At 69.9% G+C, this 22274-nt stretch carries 23 protein-coding genes and 2 pseudogenes; 13 read left to right on the top strand and 12 right to left on the bottom strand.

The window, feature by feature from the left end:
* Positions 1–19 precede the first annotated feature (19 nt).
* Positions 20–1006, bottom strand: coding sequence for an SMP-30/gluconolactonase/LRE family protein (locus OG519_RS29945; RefSeq protein ID WP_405590356.1), 987 nt, complete (start codon positions 1004–1006; stop codon positions 20–22).
* A 76-nt stretch (positions 1007–1082) separates the two neighbouring features.
* Positions 1083–1940 carry an NmrA family NAD(P)-binding protein gene (locus OG519_RS29940; RefSeq protein WP_405590353.1) on the bottom strand — a complete coding sequence of 286 codons (858 nt, stop codon included), beginning with the start codon at positions 1938–1940 and terminating at the stop codon, positions 1083–1085.
* 127 nt (positions 1941–2067) lie between these two features.
* Between OG519_RS29940 and OG519_RS29935 the strand changes: the two genes are divergently transcribed.
* A complete protein-coding gene (locus OG519_RS29935; RefSeq protein ID WP_405590351.1) occupies positions 2068–2469 on the top strand; it encodes a winged helix-turn-helix transcriptional regulator in 402 nt (133 codons plus the stop codon).
* Between the two features lie 81 nt (positions 2470–2550).
* Here the strand turns inward: OG519_RS29935 and OG519_RS29930 are convergent.
* From OG519_RS29930 to OG519_RS29920, 3 genes and pseudogenes are all read right to left on the bottom strand, one after another.
* A pseudogene (locus OG519_RS29930) lies at positions 2551–2973 on the bottom strand (SDR family oxidoreductase); the annotation flags it as partial.
* Positions 2880–3173: a MarR family transcriptional regulator gene (locus OG519_RS29925; RefSeq protein WP_405590348.1), complete on the bottom strand. Its 294-nt coding sequence runs from the start codon at positions 3171–3173 to the stop codon at positions 2880–2882. The pseudogene OG519_RS29930 and the gene OG519_RS29925, both read right to left, overlap by 94 nt.
* Positions 3174–3344: 171 nt before the next feature.
* Entirely contained in the window at positions 3345–3911 is a 567-nt protein-coding gene (locus tag OG519_RS29920) for a TetR/AcrR family transcriptional regulator (protein WP_405590346.1), read from the bottom strand.
* A 112-nt stretch (positions 3912–4023) separates the two neighbouring features.
* Here OG519_RS29920 and OG519_RS29915 point away from each other — a divergent pair, with 112 nt between their 5' ends.
* Both OG519_RS29915 and OG519_RS29910 read left to right on the top strand, forming a co-directional pair.
* Positions 4024–4764, top strand: a complete 741-nt coding sequence (locus OG519_RS29915; RefSeq protein WP_405590343.1) for an SDR family oxidoreductase — start codon at positions 4024–4026, stop codon at positions 4762–4764.
* A gap of 47 nt (positions 4765–4811) precedes the next feature.
* Positions 4812–5012 carry a hypothetical protein gene (locus tag OG519_RS29910; protein ID WP_405590340.1) on the top strand — a complete coding sequence of 67 codons (201 nt, stop codon included), beginning with the start codon at positions 4812–4814 and terminating at the stop codon, positions 5010–5012.
* 642 nt (positions 5013–5654) lie between these two features.
* Here the strand turns inward: OG519_RS29910 and OG519_RS29905 are convergent.
* Entirely contained in the window at positions 5655–6683 is a 1029-nt protein-coding gene (locus tag OG519_RS29905; protein ID WP_405590337.1) for an aldo/keto reductase, read from the bottom strand.
* Positions 6684–6787: 104 nt separating this feature from the next.
* On the opposite strand from OG519_RS29905, the gene OG519_RS29900 reads away from it, so the two are divergent.
* Complete coding sequence (locus tag OG519_RS29900; protein WP_405590334.1) at positions 6788–7729, top strand: AraC family transcriptional regulator; 942 nt, start codon at positions 6788–6790, stop codon at positions 7727–7729.
* A 196-nt stretch (positions 7730–7925) separates the two neighbouring features.
* Here OG519_RS29900 and OG519_RS29895 read toward each other — a convergent pair whose 3' ends face one another.
* The 3 genes from OG519_RS29895 to OG519_RS29885 all read right to left on the bottom strand — a co-directional run bounded on the left by OG519_RS29895 (position 7926) and on the right by OG519_RS29885 (position 10180).
* Positions 7926–8369 (bottom strand): PAS domain-containing protein, encoded by a 444-nt coding sequence (locus OG519_RS29895; protein WP_405590332.1) that lies wholly within the window; start codon positions 8367–8369, stop codon positions 7926–7928.
* Between the two features lie 611 nt (positions 8370–8980).
* The gene (locus OG519_RS29890; protein ID WP_405590329.1) at positions 8981–9589 is read right to left on the bottom strand and encodes a TetR/AcrR family transcriptional regulator; all 609 of its coding nucleotides are present in this window, start codon (positions 9587–9589) and stop codon (positions 8981–8983) included.
* 225 nt (positions 9590–9814) lie between these two features.
* Complete coding sequence (locus OG519_RS29885; RefSeq protein ID WP_405590326.1) at positions 9815–10180, bottom strand: DUF1330 domain-containing protein; 366 nt, start codon at positions 10178–10180, stop codon at positions 9815–9817.
* Between the two features lie 202 nt (positions 10181–10382).
* Here OG519_RS29885 and OG519_RS29880 point away from each other — a divergent pair, with 202 nt between their 5' ends.
* Positions 10383–10577: a hypothetical protein gene (locus OG519_RS29880; protein ID WP_405590323.1), complete on the top strand. Its 195-nt coding sequence runs from the start codon at positions 10383–10385 to the stop codon at positions 10575–10577.
* Positions 10578–10841: 264 nt separating this feature from the next.
* Here the strand turns inward: OG519_RS29880 and OG519_RS29875 are convergent, their stop codons facing one another.
* Positions 10842–11501, bottom strand: a complete 660-nt coding sequence (locus tag OG519_RS29875; protein ID WP_405590320.1) for a response regulator — start codon at positions 11499–11501, stop codon at positions 10842–10844.
* Positions 11498–12688 (bottom strand): sensor histidine kinase, encoded by a 1191-nt coding sequence (locus OG519_RS29870; RefSeq protein WP_405590317.1) that lies wholly within the window; start codon positions 12686–12688, stop codon positions 11498–11500. The genes OG519_RS29875 and OG519_RS29870 overlap by 4 nt, the downstream gene beginning before the upstream one ends.
* Positions 12689–12859: 171 nt before the next feature.
* Here OG519_RS29870 and OG519_RS29865 point away from each other — a divergent pair, with 171 nt between their 5' ends.
* Positions 12860–13087 carry a hypothetical protein gene (locus OG519_RS29865; protein WP_405590314.1) on the top strand — a complete coding sequence of 76 codons (228 nt, stop codon included), beginning with the start codon at positions 12860–12862 and terminating at the stop codon, positions 13085–13087.
* Between the two features lie 407 nt (positions 13088–13494).
* Positions 13495–14217 carry a polysaccharide deacetylase family protein gene (locus tag OG519_RS29860; protein WP_405590312.1) on the top strand — a complete coding sequence of 241 codons (723 nt, stop codon included), beginning with the start codon at positions 13495–13497 and terminating at the stop codon, positions 14215–14217.
* A 241-nt stretch (positions 14218–14458) separates the two neighbouring features.
* Here the strand turns inward: OG519_RS29860 and OG519_RS29855 are convergent, their stop codons facing one another.
* Positions 14459–15397, bottom strand: coding sequence for an NADP-dependent oxidoreductase (locus OG519_RS29855; RefSeq protein WP_405590310.1), 939 nt, complete (start codon positions 15395–15397; stop codon positions 14459–14461).
* A 103-nt stretch (positions 15398–15500) separates the two neighbouring features.
* Between OG519_RS29855 and OG519_RS29850 the strand changes: the two genes are divergently transcribed.
* The 6 genes and pseudogenes from OG519_RS29850 to OG519_RS29825 all read left to right on the top strand — a co-directional run bounded on the left by OG519_RS29850 (position 15501) and on the right by OG519_RS29825 (position 22105).
* Positions 15501–16067: a TetR/AcrR family transcriptional regulator gene (locus tag OG519_RS29850; protein ID WP_405590308.1), complete on the top strand. Its 567-nt coding sequence runs from the start codon at positions 15501–15503 to the stop codon at positions 16065–16067.
* 154 nt (positions 16068–16221) lie between these two features.
* Positions 16222–16947: pseudogene (locus OG519_RS29845) on the top strand (transposase); the annotation flags it as partial.
* 271 nt (positions 16948–17218) lie between these two features.
* Positions 17219–17479, top strand: a complete 261-nt coding sequence (locus tag OG519_RS29840) for a hypothetical protein (protein ID WP_405593217.1) — start codon at positions 17219–17221, stop codon at positions 17477–17479.
* 395 nt (positions 17480–17874) lie between these two features.
* Positions 17875–19479, top strand: a complete 1605-nt coding sequence (locus OG519_RS29835) for a glycosyltransferase family 2 protein (protein WP_405593113.1) — start codon at positions 17875–17877, stop codon at positions 19477–19479.
* Positions 19476–20516, top strand: a complete 1041-nt coding sequence (locus tag OG519_RS29830; RefSeq protein ID WP_405590305.1) for a glycoside hydrolase family 26 protein — start codon at positions 19476–19478, stop codon at positions 20514–20516. Before OG519_RS29835 ends, OG519_RS29830 begins: the two co-directional genes overlap by 4 nt.
* A complete protein-coding gene (locus OG519_RS29825) occupies positions 20516–22105 on the top strand; it encodes an ArnT family glycosyltransferase (protein WP_405590303.1) in 1590 nt (529 codons plus the stop codon). The genes OG519_RS29830 and OG519_RS29825 overlap by 1 nt, the downstream gene beginning before the upstream one ends.
* Positions 22106–22274: the final 169 nt, after the last annotated feature.

The raw sequence follows: 22274 nt of genomic DNA, 5'->3' as shown, positions 1-22274 counted from the left end.
ACCGAACCGATGGTGCGGGTCAGTGCAGTGGCAGGCTTTCGAGGGTGAAGACCGGGCTGGTCAGCGGGTCGCCGTACAGGTAGGTGTCCATCTGGGAGTTGGTCACCAGCAGCCGGTCCCGGCTCACGGCGACACCGGTGGTGGTGTCGGCGCCGGGGTAGGTGCGGGCGGAGACCACGGCGGCCCGGGTGTTGTCGCCGGACAGCCGGACGGCGTCGACCTCGTTGTTCACGGAACGGGCGATGTACAGGGTGTTCCCTTGCCTGGCGATGCCGTCGGCGCTGGTCAGGGCCAGTGCGGCGATCTTGCGGATCTCACCGGTGGCGAGGGTGAGCCGGTAGAGCGCTCCGCTGTACCAGTAGCCGATGATCAGCGACTTGCCGTCGGGGGCGGTGACGATGCCGTTGCCGTTGGACTGGCCGGCCACGTAGTCCGGCAGGCGGTATGCCACCTCCAGGGTCCGACGGGCGCCGGTGGCGGGGGCGTTCACCTCGGCGGCCGGGATCCGGTAGACGACGGCGCGGAAGGAGTCGGTGATGTAGACATCCCCGTCGGGGGTGACGGTCTCGTCATTGACGAGAGTCGACTCGCCCGTGTCGGGGACGGTGTAGGAGGAAACGAGCTTCCCGGTCTTCGTGTAGACGAAGAAGTGCCCGGTGAAGGCTCCGGCGACCAGCAGGCGGTTGCCGGTGGCCTTGATCCCGGTGGCCTGGGTGCGGCCGTCCTGGCCGGCCGGCAGGAAGGGTTCGAGCCTCTGCGCCCCGGGGCGTCCGCGGTAGACGGTGCCGTCGGCGATGCTGGCGGTGTAGACGTAGTGGCGGTCGGCCGCGACGCTCTCGGGGAACGCCTGACCGCCGTTGACCGTGATCGTGTAGCCGTTGCCCTCATGGTCGTGGGCGGGCGCGGCGGCGGCGGGAAGCGCGAGGGCCGCCAGAGCGGCGGACGTCGCGGTGAGGGTGAGGAGCGCGCGCCGCCACGTGGCGTGCGGGGTGGTACGGGTGGACATCGTGAAGGTCCTTTCCCCCGAGTGACCGGGAGGGACGTAGGCAAATGGGAGAAGCGAGCCGGGGGTCGGCGGGCTGTCAGCGCAGCGCGTCGGCGATCGCGTCGGCCGGCGAAGTGGTCGGCCGTTCGATCAGGCGCCGCAGGTCACCGGAAGCGGTGAACAGCTCGCCGCGACTCATACCGAGGTCGGCGTCGGCGAGGACGTGCGCCAGCTCGGCGGGCAGGCCGGCGCCGGTCAGCACCTGGGCGAGGCCGTCGGCCGGGAGGTCGGTGTACGTGATCTGCTTCCCGGCGGCGGCCGAGATCGCCGCGGCGAGTTCGGCCAGGGTGAACGCCTCGTCGCCGCCCAGCTCGTACACCTCGTCGGCATGGTCCTCGGTGGTCAGCACGACCGCGGCGGCGTCGGCGTAGTCGGCGCGGGCCGCGGCGCTGATCCTGCCTTGGCCGGCCGACCCGGCAACGCTTCCGTTGCGCAGCACCAGCGGGAGTTGGGCGGTGTAGTTCTCCAGGTACCAGCTATTGCGCAGCATCACACTGGGGACTGCGCGTTCGCGCAGGTACTGCTCCGTGGCGCGATGGGTGGAGGCGAGGACCGTGGTGGCCGTGTCCGCGTGCGACATGCTCGTGTACGCCACCAGCGACACGCCTGCCACCACCGCGGCGTCGATGGCGCGGCGGTGGTTGGCGACCCGCTCGTCCACGGTCGTGGTCGAGATCAGCAACAGCTTGTCCGCGCCCTCGAAGGCCGCCGCGAGACTGTCCGGCTCCGCGAAGTCGGCCCGACGCACCACGACGCCACGGTCGGCGAAGTCCTTGATCCTGGCGATGTCCCGGCCGGTCGCGACGATGTCCGCGGCCGGCACCCCGCGCGCCAGCAGTGCCTCCACGGTGAGCCCGCCCAGATGGCCAGAGGCTCCGGTGACAACGATTGACATGGGTTCGCCCCTTCCTGCCACGGACCTCCCGCAGCACGAATCCCAGGGTGACCTGGTCACTCTCTTTTGGTAAGTAGCCACTTCGAGGTAAGGTGGCCACCCGGACGAAAGGATCGAGGTGAGGTCTGTGGCGACCGCCGAGGATGTGATCGAGCCCATACCGTCATGGGACCCGTACACCCGTGGCTGCCCCTCGCGTGACGTGCTCGACCAGATCGGCAGCAAGTGGGCGGTTCTCATCCTGGGCGAACTCGGCAAGCACGGGGCATGCCGGTTCACCCAGTTGCGGCAGCGGCTCGCGGGAGTCAGCGAGAAGATGCTCACCCAGACGCTGCGCACGCTCGAACGCGACGGCCTGGTCCTGCGGACGGTGTACCCCGAGGTGCCGATCCGGGTGGAGTACGAGTTGACCCCGCTCGGCCAGACACTGAGAGGTCCCCTCAGGGAGCTCACGGAATGGTCAGTGCGGCACATCGAGGAAGTCCTCGCCGCCCGCGAGAAGTACGACGACCACACCGGAAAGCGTTAGTACGGCAAGGGGCTTCGTCACGACGAATGGGGCGACTCTTCTTTTGAGGTTTACTCCAGGTTGAGCATTTCTTCCGCGCCCTCAGCCGGCGGACTGACCGCCGTCGGCGGAGAGGGTGATTCCCGTACTGAAGGTGGCGTCCGCGAGCAGGTACACGATCGCGGCCGCGATCTCGCTCGGGTGGCTGATGCGCTTCATCGGCGACAGGCTCGCCAGGAAGTCGCGCTGTTCTTGCGTACCCGAGGCGAGCATTTCGGTGTTGGTCCCGCCGGGCGCGACCGCGTTGACCCGAACGTTCCGGGTGGCGAATTCGAGACCCACGCTCTTGGTCAGGCCGATGACCGCGTGCTTGGCGGCGGTGTAGGCGGACAGGCCCGGCACGCCGACCAGGCCGCCGACGCTGGCGGTGTTCACGATCGCTCCGCCGCCATTGTCGAGCATGACGGGGATCTCCGCGCGCATGGCGAGCATGACTCCGCGCAGGTTGACCTCGACCGCCCGGTCGAAGTCCTCTGCCCCAGGATGACGGCCCCAGCCTCCGTCAGTTCCAGCCGCTGCTTGCGCCGGTCGTGCACGTCGGCGGAGTACTGGGCCAGCTCGTCGGCGACCAGTGCGTCTGCGACCCGCTGCACGGCCTGGCGGGAGTATCCGGTGGACCTCGCGACAGCCGCCACCGATGTCTTTCCGGCGGCCACCCACAGCATGACCCCTACTGGTCGCCGCCGTGCTGGCGCTGATACTGGTCGGCATACGCAAGCCGGTACAGCCGACGGTCCAGGTCGAGCAGTCGGCGGACCCCGCCCCAGCCCCGGAGAAGACAGCCCGACAGCGGCGGCGCCAGACCGGCCCTGGCGAAAGCAGAGACGTCCCCTCTGTCACAACGCGCTGTTCCTGAGGCCGTCGAGGATGACCGAGAGCAGGTGGCGGGTGCGTTCTTCCCAATCCGGGCCGGTGTCGCTCTTCCACAGGAACGAGACGAGCAGGAGCAGGTCGTCTGCGTCGATGTCGTCGCGGATCTCGTGGCTCGCCTGGCCTACGGCCACCAGGCGTCCGAGAGCCGCGATGACCGGCGGATAGTAGTGGCTTCCGAGGTCGGCCCGGGTCGCGGCCTCGACGGCAAGGGAGGCGCCGTGCTTGATCCGGCCGTAGGCGGCGAGCTGGTCGAGCCACAGCCGCAGAGCGTCGACCGGCGGGTGCGCGCCGAGCAGGTGGTCGGCCGCGTCGATGAGGGCTTCGACGTCGGCGCGGTAGACGGCGAGAAGCAGCGCCTCGCGGTTCGGGAAATGCCGGTAGATCGTTCCCTGGCCGATGCCGACTGCCTTGGCGATCGACTGGACAGTGGCGTCGGGGGACTCGGTGAAGGCGGCGCGCGCGGCATCGAGGATGCGTAGTTCGTTGTTCTGCGCGTCCGAGCGCCGTGCACGCTTCCGGGGCTGGGTCATGGAGCGATTCCGATCTCGAGTACGCCGCCTAGCTATACGGACATATGTCCGCTACGGTTCTCTCTAGCGGACTCATGTCCGGATAGTCGATTAGCGTACTGGAGGACGGGCGATGGCGGGGACTCTCGAGCAAAAGGTCGTGGCTGTCACGGGGGCGAGCAGCGGGATCGGCGCATCCACGGCCCGGCTGCTCGCGCGGTCGGGGGCCCGATTGGTGCTCGGAGCGCGGCGCGAGGATCGCCTGGCCGAACTGGCCGAGGAGCTGCGCGGCGCCGGAGCCGAGGTCGCCTACCGTGCGGTCGACGTGCGTCGCCGCACGGACCTCGCCGCCCTCGTCGAGCTTGCGGGCAGCCGGTTCGGACGCCTCGACGTGCTGATCGGCAACGCGGGCATCGGTCCGATCTCCGAGCTCGACGAGCTGCGCGTTGACGACTGGGACGCGATGGTCGACATCAACCTCAAAGGCCTGATGTACGGGGTCGCCGCCGCCCTGCCGGTATTCCGGCGCCAAGGCCGCGGCCAGTTCGTGCACACCGTCTCGACGGCCGCCTACAAGACCGTGCCCGGCCAGGTCGTCTACTCGGCGACGAAGGCCGCCGCCAGGACGTTCACCGAGGGTCTGCGCCAGGAGGCCGGCCCGTCGATCCGGGTCACGATCGTCTCACCGGGATTCGTCGGCACCGACTTCCTCGAGTCGGTTCCCGACGCCGACCTGCGCCGGAAGATGCTGGAGATGCGGGACCGGATCGCGCTGACGCCCGATGCCGTCGCCCGGGCGATCTCCTTCGCCGTCGAACAGCCCGACGAGGTCGACATCAACGAGATCGTCCTGCGCCCCACCGCGCAAGCCTGAACCCGCCGACCCGACGCCAGTCGCTACCAGGAACGAAGCCTATTCCCATGAAGTTCGACACCAGGGCCATCTTGTCCGGTCTGCACTTCCTTGAGTCACCGCGCTGGCACAACGGTCGCGTGTGGGTGAGCGACATCTACGGCCGCCGCGTGCAATCGGCTGCTGAGGACGGACGCGACCTGCGCGTCGAAGCCGGGTTCGACGGGCTGCCCTCCGGTCTTGCTGGCTTGCCGACGACACGTTGTTGATTGCGATGACCGGCCACGACCACCGGCTGCTGCGTCGCAGTCCGACTGGAGAGCTCAGCGCGCACGCCGACCTCGGAGACGCCCACGGCCCCCTGTGTGACGTGGTCACCGACTTCGACGGCAGTGCATACATTGTGTGTCGCTCCCGACAGCAACCCGACACGTCGTACGGAGCTGACCGAATCCAGTCTGCTCGTAGCCCACGTCGATGTGCCCGTCGCAACCAGCTGACGCGGAGGCTGTGATCCCCGTGCATCCCACTGACCGGCAGTTCGACGTGCCAGTCCCCCCAACGGCGAATCGGCCGGCCTCACACGCCGTGATCACCGGTTCGATCAACGCCCAGCGTTCGTCGGTCACATCGCTGCGGTAGGGCTTGCGCTCGCTCATGCCGCCGCCCCAAAGGCCGCCGACCTGCCGCTTGTCCCCGGACTCACCCGTCCTAGCGGTATCAAAAGGGCGACTGTGCACCGTAGATGGCCAGAGTTTTCACGCTACTTGGCCAACCGGCGGGCAGCTCGTGGTCGGCCAGGTTGACGTTCATGAGAACGGACTCGTGAACGGAGCCAGGTGGGTCTGGCGGCTGGGACTCCGGACCGGCAATCCTGAGCCTCCGCACCGCGCTGTGCCGTCGCGCTGTTGTCACGCCGCTGCGCGTTCGACCGGCGGCCGGCGCCTCAATTCCCGCTGGCGGATGGCTGGCGGCTGGTAGGCCATGTCGAGCGTGCCCGTGTCCGTGCCGGGCGGCACGATGGCGTCGATCCGGTCCAGGACGTCGTCCGGGAGCGTGACCTCCGCGCCCGCGAGCAGATCGTCCAGGTGTGCCATGGTCCGCGGTCCGAGGAGCGCGGATGTGACGCCGGGGTGAGCGAGCACGAAGCCCATCGCCAGATGCGTCAGCGGCATGCCCGCCTCTTCGGCGAGCGGGATGAGCTGTTCGACGGCGTCGAGCCGCCGGTCGTCCTTGAGGTGTTCGAAGCCGTACTGCGAGCGGTGCGTCGCGGCCTCCTGGCCCTTCCGGTAGCGCCCGGTCAGCAGCCCGCCGCCGAGCGGCGACCAGACCAGAGTGCCCATGCCGAACTCCTGCGCCACCGGGAGCACCTCGCGCTCGATGCCCCGGTTGAGGACCGAGTACACCGGTTGCTCGGTACGCGGCCGGGCGAGGCCGCGCCGCTCGGCGACCCAGTGGGCGCGGACGAGCTCGGAGGCGGGCATGGCCGAGGTGCCGAAGGTGCGGATCTTGCCGGCTCGCTGCAGGTCGGTGAGGGCCCCGAGCGTCTCCTCGATGTCCGTGTCGGGGTCCGGGCGGTGAATCTGGTAGATGTCCAGGTAGTCGGTGTCGAGGCGGCGCAGCGAGTCCTCCAGCGCGCGCACCAGCCAGCGCCGGGACGCGCCTTGGTGGTTCGGTTCGTCGCTCATCGGGAACCGGGCCTTCGTCGCGAGCACGATGTCGGCCCGGCGCCCCTTCAGCGCACGGCCGACGATCTCCTCCGACTCGCCGTGCGCGTACATGTCGGCCGTGTCGATGAGGTTGATGCCGGCGTCCAGGGCCCGGTGGATGATGCGGACGCAGTCGTCGTGGTCGGGGTTGCCGAGGGCACCGAACATCATGGCGCCGAGAGCGTAGGGGCTCACCTTGATCCCGGTCTTGCCGAGGCCGCGGTAACGCATGTTCTCTCCTGAGGTCCGTTTGCGAGGTACTGCCCCCAGTCTGGCGGGGAAACGACGGACGATGAATACTTGTAAGTCCAGGTTATTTGAGCGAGAGTACGGGCATGACCCCCGACCGACTCTCCGAAGCACTCGATCTGGTCGAGGTCCGCGGCATCCTCACCGGCGGCATCGCGGCCCGCGGCGGATGGTGGGGCCGCGGACCGCTCTCCGACCCGGTCAAGTTCTTCGCGCTCGTCAGCGGTCGGGCTCGCCTTACCACCGACGGGATCGACGAACCGGTCGACCTCGTGGCGGGTGACGTGGCGATCCTCACCGGCCGCTCCTGGGTCGCGTTCGAGGCCGGCGCGGAACCCCGCCAGGAGGTGCGGCCGGAATCCGACTTCTCCACCGACCGCTTCGCGCGCTCTGACCGCGGCGCCGACGACATCGTCATCGGTGGCTGCGTCAGTCTGAACGAGGCCGGAAGCACGCTCCTCCTCGAATCACTGCCGCCACTGGCCCACATCAGGTCGGCCGGTGACGACGACCGGCTCCTCGCCGCCCTGCTGCGTCTCTTCGACGAGGCGACCGCGCGGCGGCTCGGCTCGGCCTTCGCGATCCGGCAATACGGTCAGCTCTTCCTGCTGGAGCTGTTGCGGACCTACGTCGACCAGTCGGTACTGCCGTCCGGCTGGCTGCGGCTGCTCGTCGACGAGCGCCTCCGTCCCGCTCTCGACCTGCTGCACGGCCGTCCAGGGTACGCCTGGGGGCTCGAGGAGTTGGCGCGGGCCGCCGCGATGTCCCGGACGACCTTCGCCGAACGGTTTCGGGAGGCGGCCGGTGTGCCACCGCTGACCTACCTGGGACGGTGGCGCATGCTGCTCGCCCAGCGGGCGCTTCGGGACGGTGACACGCGCGTCGCGTCGCTCGCCGAGGCGTTGGGCTACGGCTCGGAGAGCGCGTTCAGCACGGCGTTCAAACGGGTCGTGGGCGAGTCGCCGCTACGCTACCGGGCCCGCCTGCGACAGGACGCCACCGGCCGCGTTCGGACCGAGACGCTATGACGCGTCGGTTCCGCTCAGCTTCCTGCGACCTAGGGCGTGTTTTAGAAGTAGCGTCGTCCGCCCGCAGGGCGGGGCTCACGGCGTCTGGTGCGTGCGCTCGCAAGGCGGAGGGTCGTCCTCGTAGTGGGCCGACAACGCAGCGAGCGTGCGTGCCAGGCGCCGTGAGACAGACGGGACTTCTAACACACGCCCTAGTTCAGCCCACGGCTGCTCTCCCGTGGAGAACAGCCCTGATGTGGCTGGGCTTGGACGACTTTCCGTCCATACTGGCGAACCCGATCACGGAGCCTTTCCGATCATGGAGACGGGAGGCTGAAGCCGAAAAGACGTATTCGTGGTCGGGGTCGTCGGGCGGATAGCCGCGCTTCTCAAAGCCGATCATGGGGTCCCCGGTCTCCAGTAGATCCGACAGCAAAGGCTCCTGCGAACCGGCGTTGGACCGGGGCCAGATCTCAGAAGGGCGGAGACCGAGGGACTGCGGAGTGAATATCCCCTTCAGGCTCTCCGCCGCGGGGTTGTACCGGCGCAGCCGGGGATCGGGGCCGAAAACCGCCAGCCCGGTGGGTGACTCTCGGAAAAGAGCTTCGAGAGTGGCATCATCCACTTCGTGCGCGTCCGAAACCACCGGGGTGAGCTTCACCGACCAGGCACCACGCTCTCCCGGAGGAGTCGGCCGGATCCGCACCGCGCAGCGAACACCGGCGCCGCCCTTGGATCGGAGGACGGCCTCCGTGCCCGATGGCGGGAGTCCGGCCACTCCACCGCCCCCACCGCCCAGCGTCACAAAAAGCTCAGCGGCCGGCCGCCCAGAAACCACCGAACGCCCGTAAGCGAGAAGTCTTTCGGCCCGCTCACTCCAATGAACGATCCGGCCGCCCGCGTCGACCACGATTTCTGCCTCTGCGTCCGGTTCACAATGGGAGATCTCCCGGTCGTTCCCCTCAGGGCCATCCATGCCATCGACTCCCTCCGGGCAGGTGGGCATCTTCCGGCTCATTTCTTAGTTTGCCAGTCACCGCAGCGCAAAAGGCTGTGCTGCGCCCAGCCGGGAGTCGCTTGACGGTACGGCGGACCGGGCCCGGGTCTGCCGTCGAGCGGTGGCCCCGGCCGCGGCCGGGGCCACCAATCCGGCGAACGATTCCGATCACCGCACTGCGGGTCACCGACAGGTGGGCGTACCTCGTTCGTTCCTGTTCGGGCGGAGCCCGGCCGGATCGGCCGCGGCGTGCCGGGGCGCCGGTCCGGGCCCGGCTAGGCGGCGTCGACCGCGCCGTCCGCAACCGCTTGGCCCCCGTCGTCGGTCCGGGCGCCTTCGACGGCCCCCATGACGGCCTCCTGCGCCGCATGGAGAATGCGCTCCGACAGGGCCGTTCCGGTGGTGGCGCGGGCGAGGAGAATGCCGCCCACGAGGGTGGTCAGGGCTGCCAGACCGGCGTCCCCGGGTGCTATCCATGCCGCCATTTCCGCGACGCCGTCGGCGTACGTCCTGCTGTACTCGGGGTGGCGCGCGGTGTCGCCGGCGAAGCCTGCCGCGGGGCAGCCGCTGCCGGGGTCGTCGCGGTGCTCGACGGAGAGGTAGGACTCGACCAGCGACCGCCAGGCCGCGCCGTGCTCGCCTGCGTCCTCGTCCAGGGACGTCAGGTAGTGGATGTTGTCGGCCAGGCCCTTGGCTATCGCCTCCTCGACCAGCGCGGACTTCGAGGCGAACTGCTTGTAGAAGCCGCCCTGGGTGAGACCGATCGACTGCATCAGGTCGATGATGCCGACCTCGGCGATGCCTTTCTCGCGCATCAAGCGGGAGGCGGCCTCCACCGCTCGCTCCCGGTTGGCCCTCGCTTCTGCCTGTGAGACGCGGCCCATCGTTCATCCTTCCCTGCTTCGGCGGTCACTTGACATGACGCGATCTGCGGTGCAGGCCCCCCCATGGAGCCCTGTCAGGCCTGGGGCGCGGGGGCGGGAGCCCCTCCGACCAGTTTTGTGGGCCATCATGGCCCAACTGTGGTGCCGGAGTTGAGTCCCGGCCGTGCGTGCCCCCTCGAAGTCGGCGGCCCGTGTTCACGGGGGCGGGGGCCTGCTCCTGCGTGGTCAGTCCTGAGGGGCGGATGCCGCCTGGACGGCAGCCCTGACCTGCTGGGCGAATCCTCGGACCGTGTAACCCTCGGGAAGGCTGTCGACCAGCACGATGTCGGCGATCGAGTTGTTGGTGCGCAGGGGCAGGATCGCCTGGTATTCGGGCGAGTTGTACCAGGCGTCGACGGCGGCGCGGTCGGGGAACTCCATGAGGACGACCAGGCCCGGCCACGCTCCCTCCACGACGCTGACCTCCCCGTTGGCCAGCCACTTGCCGCCGTGGGGATGGACGGCGGCCTCGACCTGTTCCAGATAGGACAGCGCCTGCTCGTTCGGGACGCCCCCGGGGATACGAAGGTGGTTGATCAGGTACGTGCTCATGTCGGTCCTTCCTCCGGAGGGTGCCCGTGCGCCCACCCTCCCCCATTAGATGACGTGGATAATCTTATATCCGATGGGCTGCTTGCAGAGTCCGGCGGAGAAAGATTATGGGTGACATCTATCACATGGACGCCTCACGGGCAGGACGGAACGATGGGCGGGTAGGCCGTCACGTAGGAGATGTGAATAGATGGCATGGTCCATGACGGGCAGTCCCGAGGTGTTCCGGTCAGAGGCGGAGGCCTTCGTCGCCGCACGTCCCGACCTGCACACCATGCTGCTGTCCGGACTCGACACGATCGAGCGCCTGAGATCCGGGGGAACGGCGCCGACCATAGCGGTCCACCGGGGCCGGACAGTCCGCGCCCTGCCGGCGGACGCCGGTGGTGGGACCTGACGGGTGAGCCCCGGACCCCCGGGTGGGGCGGTCCGGGGCTCACCCGTTGCGGATGGTCGGCCGGGGCCGACCTACCGGGCGGGCGTCAGCTGTGGATAGGGGGGATCGTCCCCTGCATTCGATGGCCGCCCTCCCTGCGGAGCGCTTCCGCCGTGTGGCCGAGCCGGGGCCCGTACGCGGTACGGCACGCCGCTGCGGCGGACCGGGTCACCGCCTACCCGACCGTCCCCCAGCAGCCCTGGTCGAGCGCGCCCGCTGGGACCGTCAGGTCAGGCCCGCGGAGTGAACGGCCAGGGCGATCTGCACCCGGTTGGTGAGTTCCAGCTTGGTGAGGATGTGGGAGACGTGGGCCTTCACCGTGGCCAGACTCATGTACAGCTCCGCGGCGATCTCCGCGTTGGTCTTGCCCTGCCCCACGGCCACCGCGACTTCCCGTTCCCGGGGGCCCAGCCGATCGAGTCGGGTGCGCGCCTCGGCGCTCCCCGGGCGCCGGTCCGTTCCGATGCCCCGGGTGACGCGGGCGATGAGCTGCTCGGTCACCGCGGGTGACAGCACCGGCTCGCCCGCGTGCGCCCGGCGCACCGCCGCGACGATCTCGGCGGGTGGGGTGTGCTTGAGCAGGAAGCCGGCCGCGCCGGCCTGGAGCGCGCGGAGGACCTGCTCGTCCTCCCGGAAGGTCGTCAGCATGACGACGGTCGGCGGATCGGGGCGGGTACGGAGCGCCGTGGTCGCTTCGAGGCCGTCCACGTCGGGCATCCGGATATCCATCAGCACCAGGTCGGGGCGGTGCTCGTCGACCAGCGCGGGGACCTCGCCGCCGTCCCCCGCCTCGGCCACGACGTCGATGTCGCCGGCGCCGCTGAGCATCAGGCGGAGCCCGGCGCGGACCAGCGGGTCGTCGTCGACGAGCAGTACACGGATCATACGGGCCAGGGTAGCCAGGCCCGGAGCACGTAGCCGGTCGTGGTCCTGCCGTGGCTGAGCCTGCCCCCGGCCAGTGTGACGCGTTCCGCCAGGCCGATCAGTCCCTGGCCGGCGCCGGGGATGCCGTCACGCGTCGTGCCGCCCGCGGCCGGGTTGGTCAGTTCCAGGCTGAGCCCCGCGCCGGGGCCGCCTTCCACCGTGATCCTGACCGGGGAACCGTGGGCGTGCTTTCTGGCGTTCGTCAGGCCTTCCTGGACGATCCGGTAGGCCGTGAGGCCGGCGAGACCCGTCGGACCGCCCGGTTCGGCGCAGCGGATGTCGAGATCGACACGCATGCCGGCACTCTGCGACTCCTCGACCAGGTCGGGTACCTCGGACAGACCGGTCTGCGGGGGCCGGGTTCCGTCGCCGGTGGAGTCCTCGGCCGGCGAACGCAGGACGTGCAGCACCACCTGGAGGTCCTCCAGTGCCTGGTGCGCGCTCTCCCTGATCACGGCGGCCGCGCGGGCTGTTTCCGCCGCGGAGGCGTTGGAGTTGAACTCCAGCGCGCCGGCGTGGACGCTCAGCAGCGAGAGCCGGTGCGCCAAAACGTCGTGCATCTCCCGGGCGATGTCCTCCCTGGCCTGCTGCTGGGCGCGCTGGGCACGGAGCACAGCCTCCGCTTCGGCCCGTTCGGTGCGCTCGTTGAGGGAGCGGACGAACAGCCCCCAGCCGACCGCCGCGGCGATCAGGACCGCCACGATCACCGCGCCGGCGATCGGCCCCCCGGAGACGGAGGGGTGCATGAGGAAGTAGACGGGTATGGGCAGCAGCGCCAGCAGGCCGACGGTCAGGATGGTGCGCGGTGGCTTGAGGACGGCGACCGTGAAGAGCGCCACGACCAGGGGCACGACGGCCGGGGTGACGCTCGCGGCCGCCGCGGCCACGACGGCGACAGCGGTCGGCCACCGCCTTCGCCACCACAGCATCCCGGTTGCCGCCAAAGTGATCGGGTTCACCACCCAGGTGAGACCGAAGAGCAGCGGCGACGACAGGCTCAGCGTGCGGGCGGGCCACGTACCGGCGCCGAACTCCGGACTCAGATCCAGGGCGCCCCTGCTCCGCCCGTGGGACAGGGCAGCCGACAGCACCACGGTCAGGATGACTATGCCGAGGTCGATGGTCTTCTCGCGCCGGGAACCGCTCACAAGGGACAAAGGTAAGCGACCGGCCGGGATCGCCCGGGGCGGAAGAGCCGGCCGGGGAGAACCACAGACTTTGGTCTGCGCGGGAACCGACTTTGAGCCGAGGCGGCCGGCGGACCGGCACACCTAGCGTTCGGGGAGTCACCTCACAGGTCTTCCGAGAAGGGTTCGGCCATGAAGAAATACGTCCTGCTCCTGGTGGGTGCGCTGCTCGCGCTCTCCGGCGGTGTGCCGCTGGCAGAGCGGCTCTACGCACACCTCACGCTCTGGGGATTCGGCGTACCCGGCTACGGGCCGCCGTTGATCAAGCTGGCCCTGGCGCTCGCCGGTGTCGCGGCGCTGGTCCTCGCGACGCGGCTGCCCGGCTCCCCCTGGCGCCGTTCCCGCCCCGAGGAGGGGTAGCGGCGCCGCGACCGACCGATGGGCGCGTCCGCCCCCGTCCCTCCCCGACGCCTACGCCCAAGCCCACGCCGCAAGGCCGGGCCGGCCGTCACCGCGCGCCGGCGCGACGGCCGGCCCGATCCGGCGGCGTACCCTCCACGCGGTGGCCGCGACCTGGGCGCGGGCGCGCCGCGTCCGGCCCGGTCCGGGCTCGCCTCCGGCCACGATCCTGACCGCGGCCCGACACTCCCGGGTACCCGCCCGGCCCCTTCCGGACCGCAGAACAGCACCACCCGGTGAGAGGTTTTCCGATGTCCCTGTACGACCGCATACGACGAACGCGCCTACGGCGGGAGTTCATACCACCGTTCCGCACGCCACGGCCCCGCATCCGGCGACCGCGCCTCGTCATCGCCCTCGCGACGGCCGTGACCGCCGTCGTGGCCGTGGCGTTGACCCTGTCCCTGACCGTCACGACGTACGATCACACGTCTCCCGCCGCTGCCCGGGGCAAGGCTTCGGGAGCGGCCACCGGGCCTGTCGACTGCCGCGAGACGAAGTGTGTGGCCCTCACCTTCGACGGCGGTCCCAGCCCGACCACTCCCGGCCTGCTGGACATCCTGAAGCAGCAGCACCTGCACGCGACGTTCTTCCTACAGGGCAAGGGCCACATCGACACATACCCCGAGGTCATCCGCCGTATCGCGGACGAGGGGAGCGAAATCGGCAACCACACCTGGAACCACCGGGTCCTGACGCAGATCGACGCGGACGACGCCCGTCAGGAACTGACCAGTACGCAGGAGGCCATCGAGAAGATCACCGGCACCAGGCCCGTCCTGATGCGTCCGCCGCAGGGCCGCACCGACCGCCAGGTGTCCGAGATCTGCCGGGAGCTGGGCCTGGCGCAGGTGCTGTGGAGCGTCACGGCGAAGGACTACGAGACGACCGACCCGGCCCTCATCACCCGGCGGGTGCTCGACCAGACCCACCGCGACGGCGTCATCCTGCTGCACGACCTGCACAAGGGGACCGTGCCCGCCGTCCCGGGGATCATCAAGGCGCTCAAGCAGCGCGGCTACACCATCGTCACGGTGTCCCAGCTCCTTGCCCCCGCCCAGCCCCAGCCGGGAATGGTCTACCGGCCCTGAACCGTCGGCGCTCCGGAGTCTGACGGTCCGTCGGGCACATCTCTGCTCGGTCCAGATGGTCATGCCGCGCTGCGTGTATCTCGTGCCCCAGCGTTGCGTCAGCTCCGCGGTCATGAAGAGCCCGCGGCCGAGGGCTTGCCCGGGCCTTGACCAAATATCCGGAGAGTGCTCCTGACCTGCGACGATGAGACTTGTCTAGGGTCCGGCCGGGTGCGGGGCAACCGCAAACGAAACGCGGAGGCTAACTGGTATGGGTCATGTCGAGGACGATCTTTCCCCGTCGGGGCGGTCGTGCGGCTGTCTCGTGTGCCTGTGCTGCCTGATGGGCCGGGTAGGTGTCCCGGACTGGAACACGGAAGCGGCCCCGGTCGGCGAGTGCTGTGGCTGACGTGAGTCCGTGGACGCCGTCGGGCTGGCCGCCGATGCGGCCCATGGACAGCCGAACTCCGTAGGTTGAAGCCTTGAAGTCGGCCAGTGTGACGACGCTGTCCGCGGTACCGGTCAGTTCGATCAGTTCACTCAGCGATCCGGCTCCCGCGACGTCGAGTGCCCGGTCGACCGGAGCGGCGGTCAGCGCGCGGATCCGGGCGGGCAGACTGTGCCCGTAGTCCACTGGTTCCACCCCCAGTTCCCTGAGGAACGGGTGGCTGTCGGGGCGTGCGGTGCCGATCACGCGGGCGCCGCGTGCCACCGCAAGCTGCACGGCAATGCTGCCGACGCCGCCGGCCGCACCGTCGACCAGCAGTGTCGTGTTCTCCTTGATGTCGAGCAGGTCGAGGGCGCGGGTTGCGGTCTCGATGCCGGTGCCCGCCGCGCCGGCTTCGGCCCACGACATGCCGTGTGGTTTGTGCGTCCAGAAGTCCAGGACCGCGTACTGCGCGCTCGCGCCGCCCAGCCGTGCGACATCGACCGCGCCGAAGACCTCGTCGCCGACGGCGTAGTCCACTACCCCGGCGCCGATCTCGTCGATCACTCCGGCGGCATCGACGCCGGGAATGTGCGGCAGGTCGAGGTTCTTGCTCATGGGGGACGAGCCGGCGCGCAGTCCGAGGTCGACGGGTGAGACGGCCGCGGTCCTGACGGCGATCCGCACCTGGTGAGGACCGGGGTGCGGCTCGGGCGCGGGGCCCAGAGTCAGGACCTCGGGCGGGCCGAACCGCTGGAACTGCACAGCAAACATGATCACCTCTCCCGCCCGGAGTCTCCGGGCGCTTCGATGAGGTAAACATGTTTCCGGAGCGCCCGTTCCAATTCGGGAGCAACTGAGAGGGACGCGGAGAAAAGTGACTCGGAAAGTCAGGGCCGACGCGACCGACAACCATGCACACATCGTTGCGACCGCCCGTCAGGCCATGGCCGCGGAGGGCGTGGACCTTCCCATGCGCGAGATCGCGCGGCGTGCCGGCCTGGGCATCGCGACGCTGTACCGACACTTCCCCACCCGCACGGAATTGGTCAGCGCGGCCCTTGCCGGGGACGTGGCGGCCTGCCGGGCTGACATGCAGGCCGCACTGGCGGAACCGGACGCATGGACCGCGCTCAGCGGAGTCATCCGCCAGTTCGCGGAACACCAGATCCGGGCCCCCGGCCTCAATGAGGCCCTGTTGGGCTCACACACGGCAGGCGACGCGTTCCACAACGACCGGCGGGCTCACGCCGCAGCACTGGAACAACTCGTCGCCCGCGCACACCAGCAGCGGGTCCTGCGGCGAAAGACCTCGGTCACAGACGTCCGCGTAGGCCTGATGGCGATCTCCTCGCTGCGCCCCACGCAGGCCGATCGACGGCCCGATGCGATCCGCACCTTGCTGGGTCTGCTTCTGACGGGACTGCACTCGCCCGATCACTGAACTGCCGAGGGCTCAGGCCGCGCCGCGCCCCTGCCCTCTACCGTAAGCGGCCATCGGTCGAGGGCATACGTCGGCTTCGGTAGGAACATCGGAACAAAACCGGCGCTACCCGGCAGCCTCGGGCCATGGGCGTCACGCACGGTCATTCTCATACATGTTCATCTGTGAGAGTTCTGCGACTCGAGTCATGGCACGTCCTTCTTCCTATCCGCCTGAGCTGCGCCGCCGTGCGGTGCGCATGGTCGCAGAGGTCCTCGGGGACTATCCGAACGAGTCGGCCGCGCTGCGGGCCGTCGCTGAGAAGCCGGGCATCGGCTCCGCTGAGACGCTCCGCAACTGGGTGCGCCGGGGCCAGGTCGACTCCGGGCAGCGTGCGGGGACGACCACCGAGGAATCCGCGCAGATCAAAGCGATGAAGAAAGAGATCACCGAACGGCAATTCATCGCAACTGTCCTGTCCTTCGGTGGACGCCGTCGGAGCGGCGTCCGGTTCCGTCGTCCGCTCACCCTCGGGGCATGCGCCGCGGCGCAACCTCGTCGCCGAGCGGCCGCCTTTGGTGAGCCGGGCCCAGTGGGGGAACCGGTCGTACTGGTTCTGCACACCGGCCGGCCTCGCGGAGGCGGCCGCGTCCGGACTGCTGCCGGCCCTCAACGGATCCGCCGCCGGCCGCACGACGGGCAGGAAGGCCGCGTCGGCGAAGACGGGACTGTGCGAGCACGGCTGGCCCTGGTCGACACCGTCCTCGCCTTCCACCGCGCGGGAGCCGCCGACGCGGCGGACTGGCAACTGGAGGCCGCGCATCCGACTCCGGCCGGGCAGCTCATCCCCGACGCCGTGGTCTTGCTCACCTCGGGGAAGTTCGCGTTCGTGGAACTGGACCGCACGATGTCCTACGCCCGGCTGCCGGCCAAGCTCGACACCTACGCCGCCTACCGCACTGCCCCGGCCGCCGGGGCGCCGCGCTCGCACTGGCAGGAGCACTACGCCGGACTCGGATCTGTCGCGGCCGTTCCCGCCGCTGCTGCTGGTGTTCGCCCCCGCACCGCGCCGCGCGGCACCAGCGGCGAGGCCGGGCAGACCACGCGAAGCGTGGTCGCGCAGAGCGAAGCGAGGCCGGTGGGCAGTCCTGAACTGGCGATGGTGCTCGCCGGTGTCCCGGACTCCCTGGCAGAGCGGCGGCGACCTGTACAGCGTCATTGCCAACGTGGCGGTCAACGCGTGGATGGCCGGCCGCATCCACGGCGAGGACGGCTGCACCGGGTGCGACCGCAGCCGCGGGCCGGCCGGCCACGACTGGCAGGCACGGATGCGCACCATCACCGACCTGCAGCCGGATATCACCGAGTGGTTCGACCGAGACGTGCGGACCACCGCCGTCAACGACGCTGGTTCCACTGTCAGCCGCTGCTGACTAGCCCCCGGGGATCGGCCTCGCAGGATTCACGGGGGCCGGGACGAAGGGAATCCACGAACGGTCAGCGGACGACCGCAGCGAAGCCGACCCGGCCGCGGCCCAGCGCGGCAGTGTCCCCGTTCCCGAAGTCCTGCGTGCTTCCACTTCGGCCACCGTCGTTTGAGGTGGACCGCCCCACGGGCCACTCCGGCACCGCCCAGCGTCCGTTCCCGTTGGGCAAAGGCTCCCTCCAGCGTGACCGCCTTCGTATAGGCTCCCTGGCCTCGGCTCCGTGTTCGAACGCGGTCAAGGCGTCTTCGGCAGCCGGGTGCGAGACGCCGTGGGGACGGTGGCGTTCGTTGCTTGGCGACGGGCAGGGCGGTCACGGGTATGCACCCGGGGGGAAAGAGAGCATGAGCGCAGTGACACCCGGTCGCGCGGCCGGGCAGCCGGTGGCGTCTGGCGGACGGCGGCGGGCGGTGCGGGCGGTGCCCGACACGGGGCTGCTGCCGCAGCCTCCGTCGGACTACGAGAAGTACACCTACGCCAAGCGGCACCTGTGGATCCTCACGGTCAGCTCGCTGGTCAGCTTCTGCTGCCTGCTGGTGAGCCAGGTCGCGCTCGCCACCACCACCGTGTGGATGTGGGCGTACCTGCCGGTGCTGGTCTTCACCGTCGTCTACTACCTGATATCCCTGTGGGTCAACGGCTTCTCCCGGGACTTCGACGTCAAGGCGCACCGCAAGCTGGTCCGCGAGTGGCACCCCGAGCACTACCCGTCGGTCGACGTCTTCCTCCCGGTGTGCGGCGAACCCATCGAGGTGCTGCACAACACCTGGTCGCACGTACGGCAGCTAGCCGACCGCTACCCGGGCACCGTCGTCCCCTTCGTCCTGGACGACGGCGCAAGCCCCGAACTGGCCGCGATGGCCGCCGACTTCGGCTTCCGCTACGGCAGTCGGCCCGACCGCGGCTGGTTCAAGAAGGCCGGCAACCTGCACTTCGGCTTCGGCTGCTCGGCCGGCGAGTTCATCCTCATCCTCGACGCGGACTTCACCCCCCGCGCCGACCTGCTGGAGGAACTGCTGCCCTACCTGGCGCTCGACGAGCGCATCGGCATCGTCCAGTCGCCGCAGTACTTCCGGGTGCTCGACTCGCAGAACTGGATCGAGCGCGGCGCCGGCGCGGTCCAGGAGCTGTTCTACCGCTCGGTGCAGGTGTCCCGGCAGGGTAGCGACGGCGCGATCTGCGTGGGCAGTTGCGCGGTGTACCGGCGGGCGGCGCTGGACACCAACGGGGGCACCACGCTGATCGAGCACTCCGAGGACGTGCACACCGGCTTCGACCTGCGGGGCCTGGGCTGGGACCTGCGCTACGTGCCGATCGCGGTGTCCACCGGGGTCTGCCCGGACACCGCGGGCGCCTTCTTCAACCAGCAGTACCGCTGGTGCTCGGGATCGATGAGCCTGCTGACCAGCCGGAAATTCTGGCAGCGCAAGCTGAACCTGTCCAGCCGGCTGTGCTATATGTCCGGCTTCTTCTACTACATCCACACCGCGCTGTTCACCTTCGCGGCGCCGATCATCCCGATCGCGCTGCTGCTGTTCGCGCCGGACCGGCTGCGGCTGCGGAACATGCTGTTCGTGCTGCCCAGCATCGTCTACACCACGCTGGTCTTCCCGCTGTGGCACAAGTCCCCGTACCGGCTGGAGGCCTGGTCCGCGCGCATGATGTACGGCTGGGCACACGTCTTCGCGATCTGGGACATCCTGCGCAAGAACCGGATGGGCTGGCAGCCCACCGGTTCGTCGGCCGCCAAGAAGAACAGGACCCGGCGGTTCTGGCTCGGCCTGTCGCTGTGGAGCGGCGGCACCGCCGTGGTCTGGGTCGTGGTGGCCGTGTGGCGGACGTTCACCCTCTACCCGCCGGACTTCGCGCTGATCCTGTCCTCCGGGCTGTTCTACGCGGTGGTGGTCGGCCGCGCCCTGGTGCAGCCCCGCACCGGGACCGCCGCGTGACCGCCCGACGCCCCGGCGCGGTCCGCGCCCTGCGCCGGCGGGTGACCGGCGCGGCGGCCGCGCTCACCGCCGGCGCGCTCCTCGCGCTGACCGGCTGCTCGGCGTCGGCCGGGTCCGGCGGCAAGCAGGCCGACCAGCCGCCGGGGATGGTCACCGGCTCCGGCAAGGTACCCGCCGTGCCCTACGACGTGCGCCCGCTGATCCGGCCGGCGAAGAAGTACTTCGGCGCAGCCCTCGACCAGGCCCCGCACTCGCTGGCGCCGGTGACCGCGTACACCGCCATGGTCGGCAAGCAGCCGAACCTGCTGGAGTACTACGCGGAGTGGGGCGCCGGCTTCGACGCCTCCGGGGTGCGCCGGGCCTGGCAGCAGGGCTCGCTGACGCTGATGTCCTGGGAGCCGTTCCACATCACCCTCGCCAACATCGCCGCCGGCAAGGGCGACACCTACCTCAAGCAGTACGCGACGGCCGTGCGCACCCTGAACCTGCCGGTCGTGGTGGACTTCGCGGACGAGTTCAACGGCAACTGGGATATCTGGGGCACCAAGCACGTCACGCCCGCCCAGTACGTCGCCGCGTGGCGGCACATCCACGACGTCTTCGTCGACGTGGGCGCCGGGAACGTCATCTGGGCCTGGTCGCCGAACATCGTCAACCCGGTGCCGGGCGTCGACCTCAAGCCGTACTACCCCGGTGACGGCTACGTCGACTGGGTCGGCATGGTCGGCTACTTCACGCTCGGCTCGGACAACGCCTTCGCCAGCGTCTTCGGGCCGACCATGAAGGAGGTCCGGACCTTCACCCGCAAGCCGTTCATCATCATCGAGACCGCCTCCGAACCGGGCCAGCGGCGGCGCGCGGACGTGCGGAACCTGTTCGCCGGTGTCGCCGCCCGCGACGACGTGCTCGGCTTCATCTGGTTCAACTACCGCAAGAAGGCCGACTGGCGGCTGCAGGTCAGCCCGCTGGCGCTGGCCGAGTTCAAGAAACTGGCCGCCGACGACCGGTTCGGCTTCGACGTACGGAAGCCCGCCTGATGACCTCCAGCCATGACGCTCAGGCGACCTGGGACGACACCGGCCGGCGGGCCCCCGCGTACACCGTGCCCGAACCCCGGGAAGCGGGCTGGGACATGGCGCCCAGCCGGCGCCGGGACTGGCTCAGCCGGGCGCTGCTGGCCTGCATCCTGCTGCTGCAGGCGACGCTGTCGCTGCTGCTGACCAACACCGCCTTCCAGGACGAGGCCCTGTACCTGTACGCCGGGCACATGGAGATCGCCAACCTCCTGCACGGCACCCGGCTGCCGGTGGACTACAACGCCTACTTCTCCGGCTCGCCGGTGCTCTACCCGGTGCTCGCCGCGGCCGTCGACTCGTCGTTCGGACTGGCCGGCGCCCGCGCGCTGAGCCTGCTCTTCATGCTGGGCACCACCAGCCTGCTGTACGCGATGACCCGGCGGATGTTCAGCGAGCGGGCGGCGCTGCTGGCCGCCGCACTCTTCGCGGTCACCCAATCGGCCATCGTGATGGGGCACTTCGCCACCTACGACGCGGCCGCGCTGTTCCTGCTGGCGGTCACCGCGTGGATCGTGGTGCGCACCGACCGGGCGCCGGTGGCCGCGGTGCTGCTCGCGGTACCGTTCGCGGTGCTGGCCGTCGCGGTGAAGTACGCCTCGGCGTTGTACCTGCCGACCATCGTCGTGCTCGCCGTCCTGACCGGGTGGCCGCACCGGCGGATGCGCGCGCTGTGGCGGGCGGTCCTGATGTGCGCCGGGGTCGGCGTGCTGGTGGCGATCGGGCTGAAGTACACCGGGCTGCTGGCGGGTGTGCAGCAGACCACCACCAACCGCCAGCACGGCACCGACTCCACCGCCTCGATCCTGGACAAGTCCTGGCAGTGGGGCGGGGTCCTGTTCGTCACCGCGTGCGTGGGCGCGGTGCTCTTCGCCTGGCGCGGCCGGATGAACGAGTCGCCGCTCACCCGCGCGCTGACCGGTCCCGGCCGGCGCTGGCGGTCGCTGCTCGGCATCGTGCTGTGCGGCACCGCGCTGCTCGCGCCGGCGTACCAGGTCCACCTGCACACCAGCGTCTCGCTCTTCAAACACGTCGGCTTCGGCCTGTTCTTCGCCGCGCCGATGGCCGGCGTCGGCGTCACGCGACTGGTCGGGCGGCACTTCCGCTATCCCCAACTGGGCATCCTGCTGTGGGTGGTGCTGCTGTGCATGGGCATCGCGCAGTCCGAGTGGCGCTTCGACGTGTGGCCGGACTCGCGCGGCCTGATCACCGCGCTCAAGCCGCAGGTGAACGCCAAGGGCCACTACCTCGCCTCGACGTCCGAGGTGCCGGTGTACTACCTGCGCCACCAGACCAGCCAGCGGCAGTGGACGTCGACGTACACCATCACGTACCAGGACAAGGACGGTGTCACGCACACCGGCCGCGACGGCTACACCCGGGCGATCAAGGACGGTTACTTCGACCTCGCCGTGCTCGACGGGGTGACCACCGCGGGCACCGACACCTTCCTGGCCGGGCAGCTCAACGCCAGCCCGCACTACCGGCTGCTCGGCACGGTGCCGTTCCCGTCGGGGCACGGCGTCTACCGGATCTGGGTCAAGACCCGCTGACGCGGCGGTGGATGCGATCGGCCGTGCCGGTCCGCGCCGCCGCCGGTGACGATCGAGGAGCAAAGCGCGCGAACCCGCCACCGCGGCGGGTCCGCGGGTGATAGGAACACCTCTGCGATATCGGGACGGGCGCCGCGTCCCCGGCCAAATCCCGGCGCTCCACGCTCCA

It is taken from the genome of Streptomyces sp. NBC_01190, assembly GCF_045039895.1.
Classification (GTDB): Bacteria; Actinomycetota; Actinomycetes; order Streptomycetales; family Streptomycetaceae; genus Actinacidiphila.
This window is presented reverse-complemented; position numbering and strand designations above follow the sequence as displayed.

Excerpts from the sequence above, each read along its gene's own strand:
- OG519_RS29875 (WP_405590320.1), bottom strand. The coding sequence starts at position 11,501 with ATGATCCGTGTACTGCTCGTCGACGACGACCCGCTGGTCCGCGCCGGG.
- OG519_RS29940 (WP_405590353.1), bottom strand. The coding sequence starts at position 1,940 with ATGTCAATCGTTGTCACCGGAGCCTCTGGCCATCTGGGCGGGCTCACC.
- OG519_RS29920 (WP_405590346.1), bottom strand. The coding sequence starts at position 3,911 with ATGACCCAGCCCCGGAAGCGTGCACGGCGCTCGGACGCGCAGAACAAC.
- OG519_RS29905 (WP_405590337.1), bottom strand. The coding sequence starts at position 6,683 with ATGCGTTACCGCGGCCTCGGCAAGACCGGGATCAAGGTGAGCCCCTAC.
- OG519_RS29915 (WP_405590343.1), top strand. The coding sequence starts at position 4,024 with ATGGCGGGGACTCTCGAGCAAAAGGTCGTGGCTGTCACGGGGGCGAGC.
- OG519_RS29865 (WP_405590314.1), top strand. The coding sequence starts at position 12,860 with ATGAAGAAATACGTCCTGCTCCTGGTGGGTGCGCTGCTCGCGCTCTCC.
- OG519_RS29880 (WP_405590323.1), top strand. The coding sequence starts at position 10,383 with ATGACGGGCAGTCCCGAGGTGTTCCGGTCAGAGGCGGAGGCCTTCGTC.
- OG519_RS29945 (WP_405590356.1), bottom strand. The coding sequence starts at position 1,006 with ATGTCCACCCGTACCACCCCGCACGCCACGTGGCGGCGCGCGCTCCTC.
- OG519_RS29855 (WP_405590310.1), bottom strand. The coding sequence starts at position 15,397 with ATGTTTGCTGTGCAGTTCCAGCGGTTCGGCCCGCCCGAGGTCCTGACT.
- OG519_RS29900 (WP_405590334.1), top strand. The coding sequence starts at position 6,788 with ATGACCCCCGACCGACTCTCCGAAGCACTCGATCTGGTCGAGGTCCGC.
- OG519_RS29925 (WP_405590348.1), bottom strand. The coding sequence starts at position 3,173 with ATGCTGTGGGTGGCCGCCGGAAAGACATCGGTGGCGGCTGTCGCGAGG.
- OG519_RS29890 (WP_405590329.1), bottom strand. The coding sequence starts at position 9,589 with ATGGGCCGCGTCTCACAGGCAGAAGCGAGGGCCAACCGGGAGCGAGCG.
- OG519_RS29825 (WP_405590303.1), top strand. The coding sequence starts at position 20,516 with ATGACCTCCAGCCATGACGCTCAGGCGACCTGGGACGACACCGGCCGG.
- OG519_RS29910 (WP_405590340.1), top strand. The coding sequence starts at position 4,812 with ATGAAGTTCGACACCAGGGCCATCTTGTCCGGTCTGCACTTCCTTGAG.
- OG519_RS29835 (WP_405593113.1), top strand. The coding sequence starts at position 17,875 with ATGAGCGCAGTGACACCCGGTCGCGCGGCCGGGCAGCCGGTGGCGTCT.
- OG519_RS29885 (WP_405590326.1), bottom strand. The coding sequence starts at position 10,180 with ATGAGCACGTACCTGATCAACCACCTTCGTATCCCCGGGGGCGTCCCG.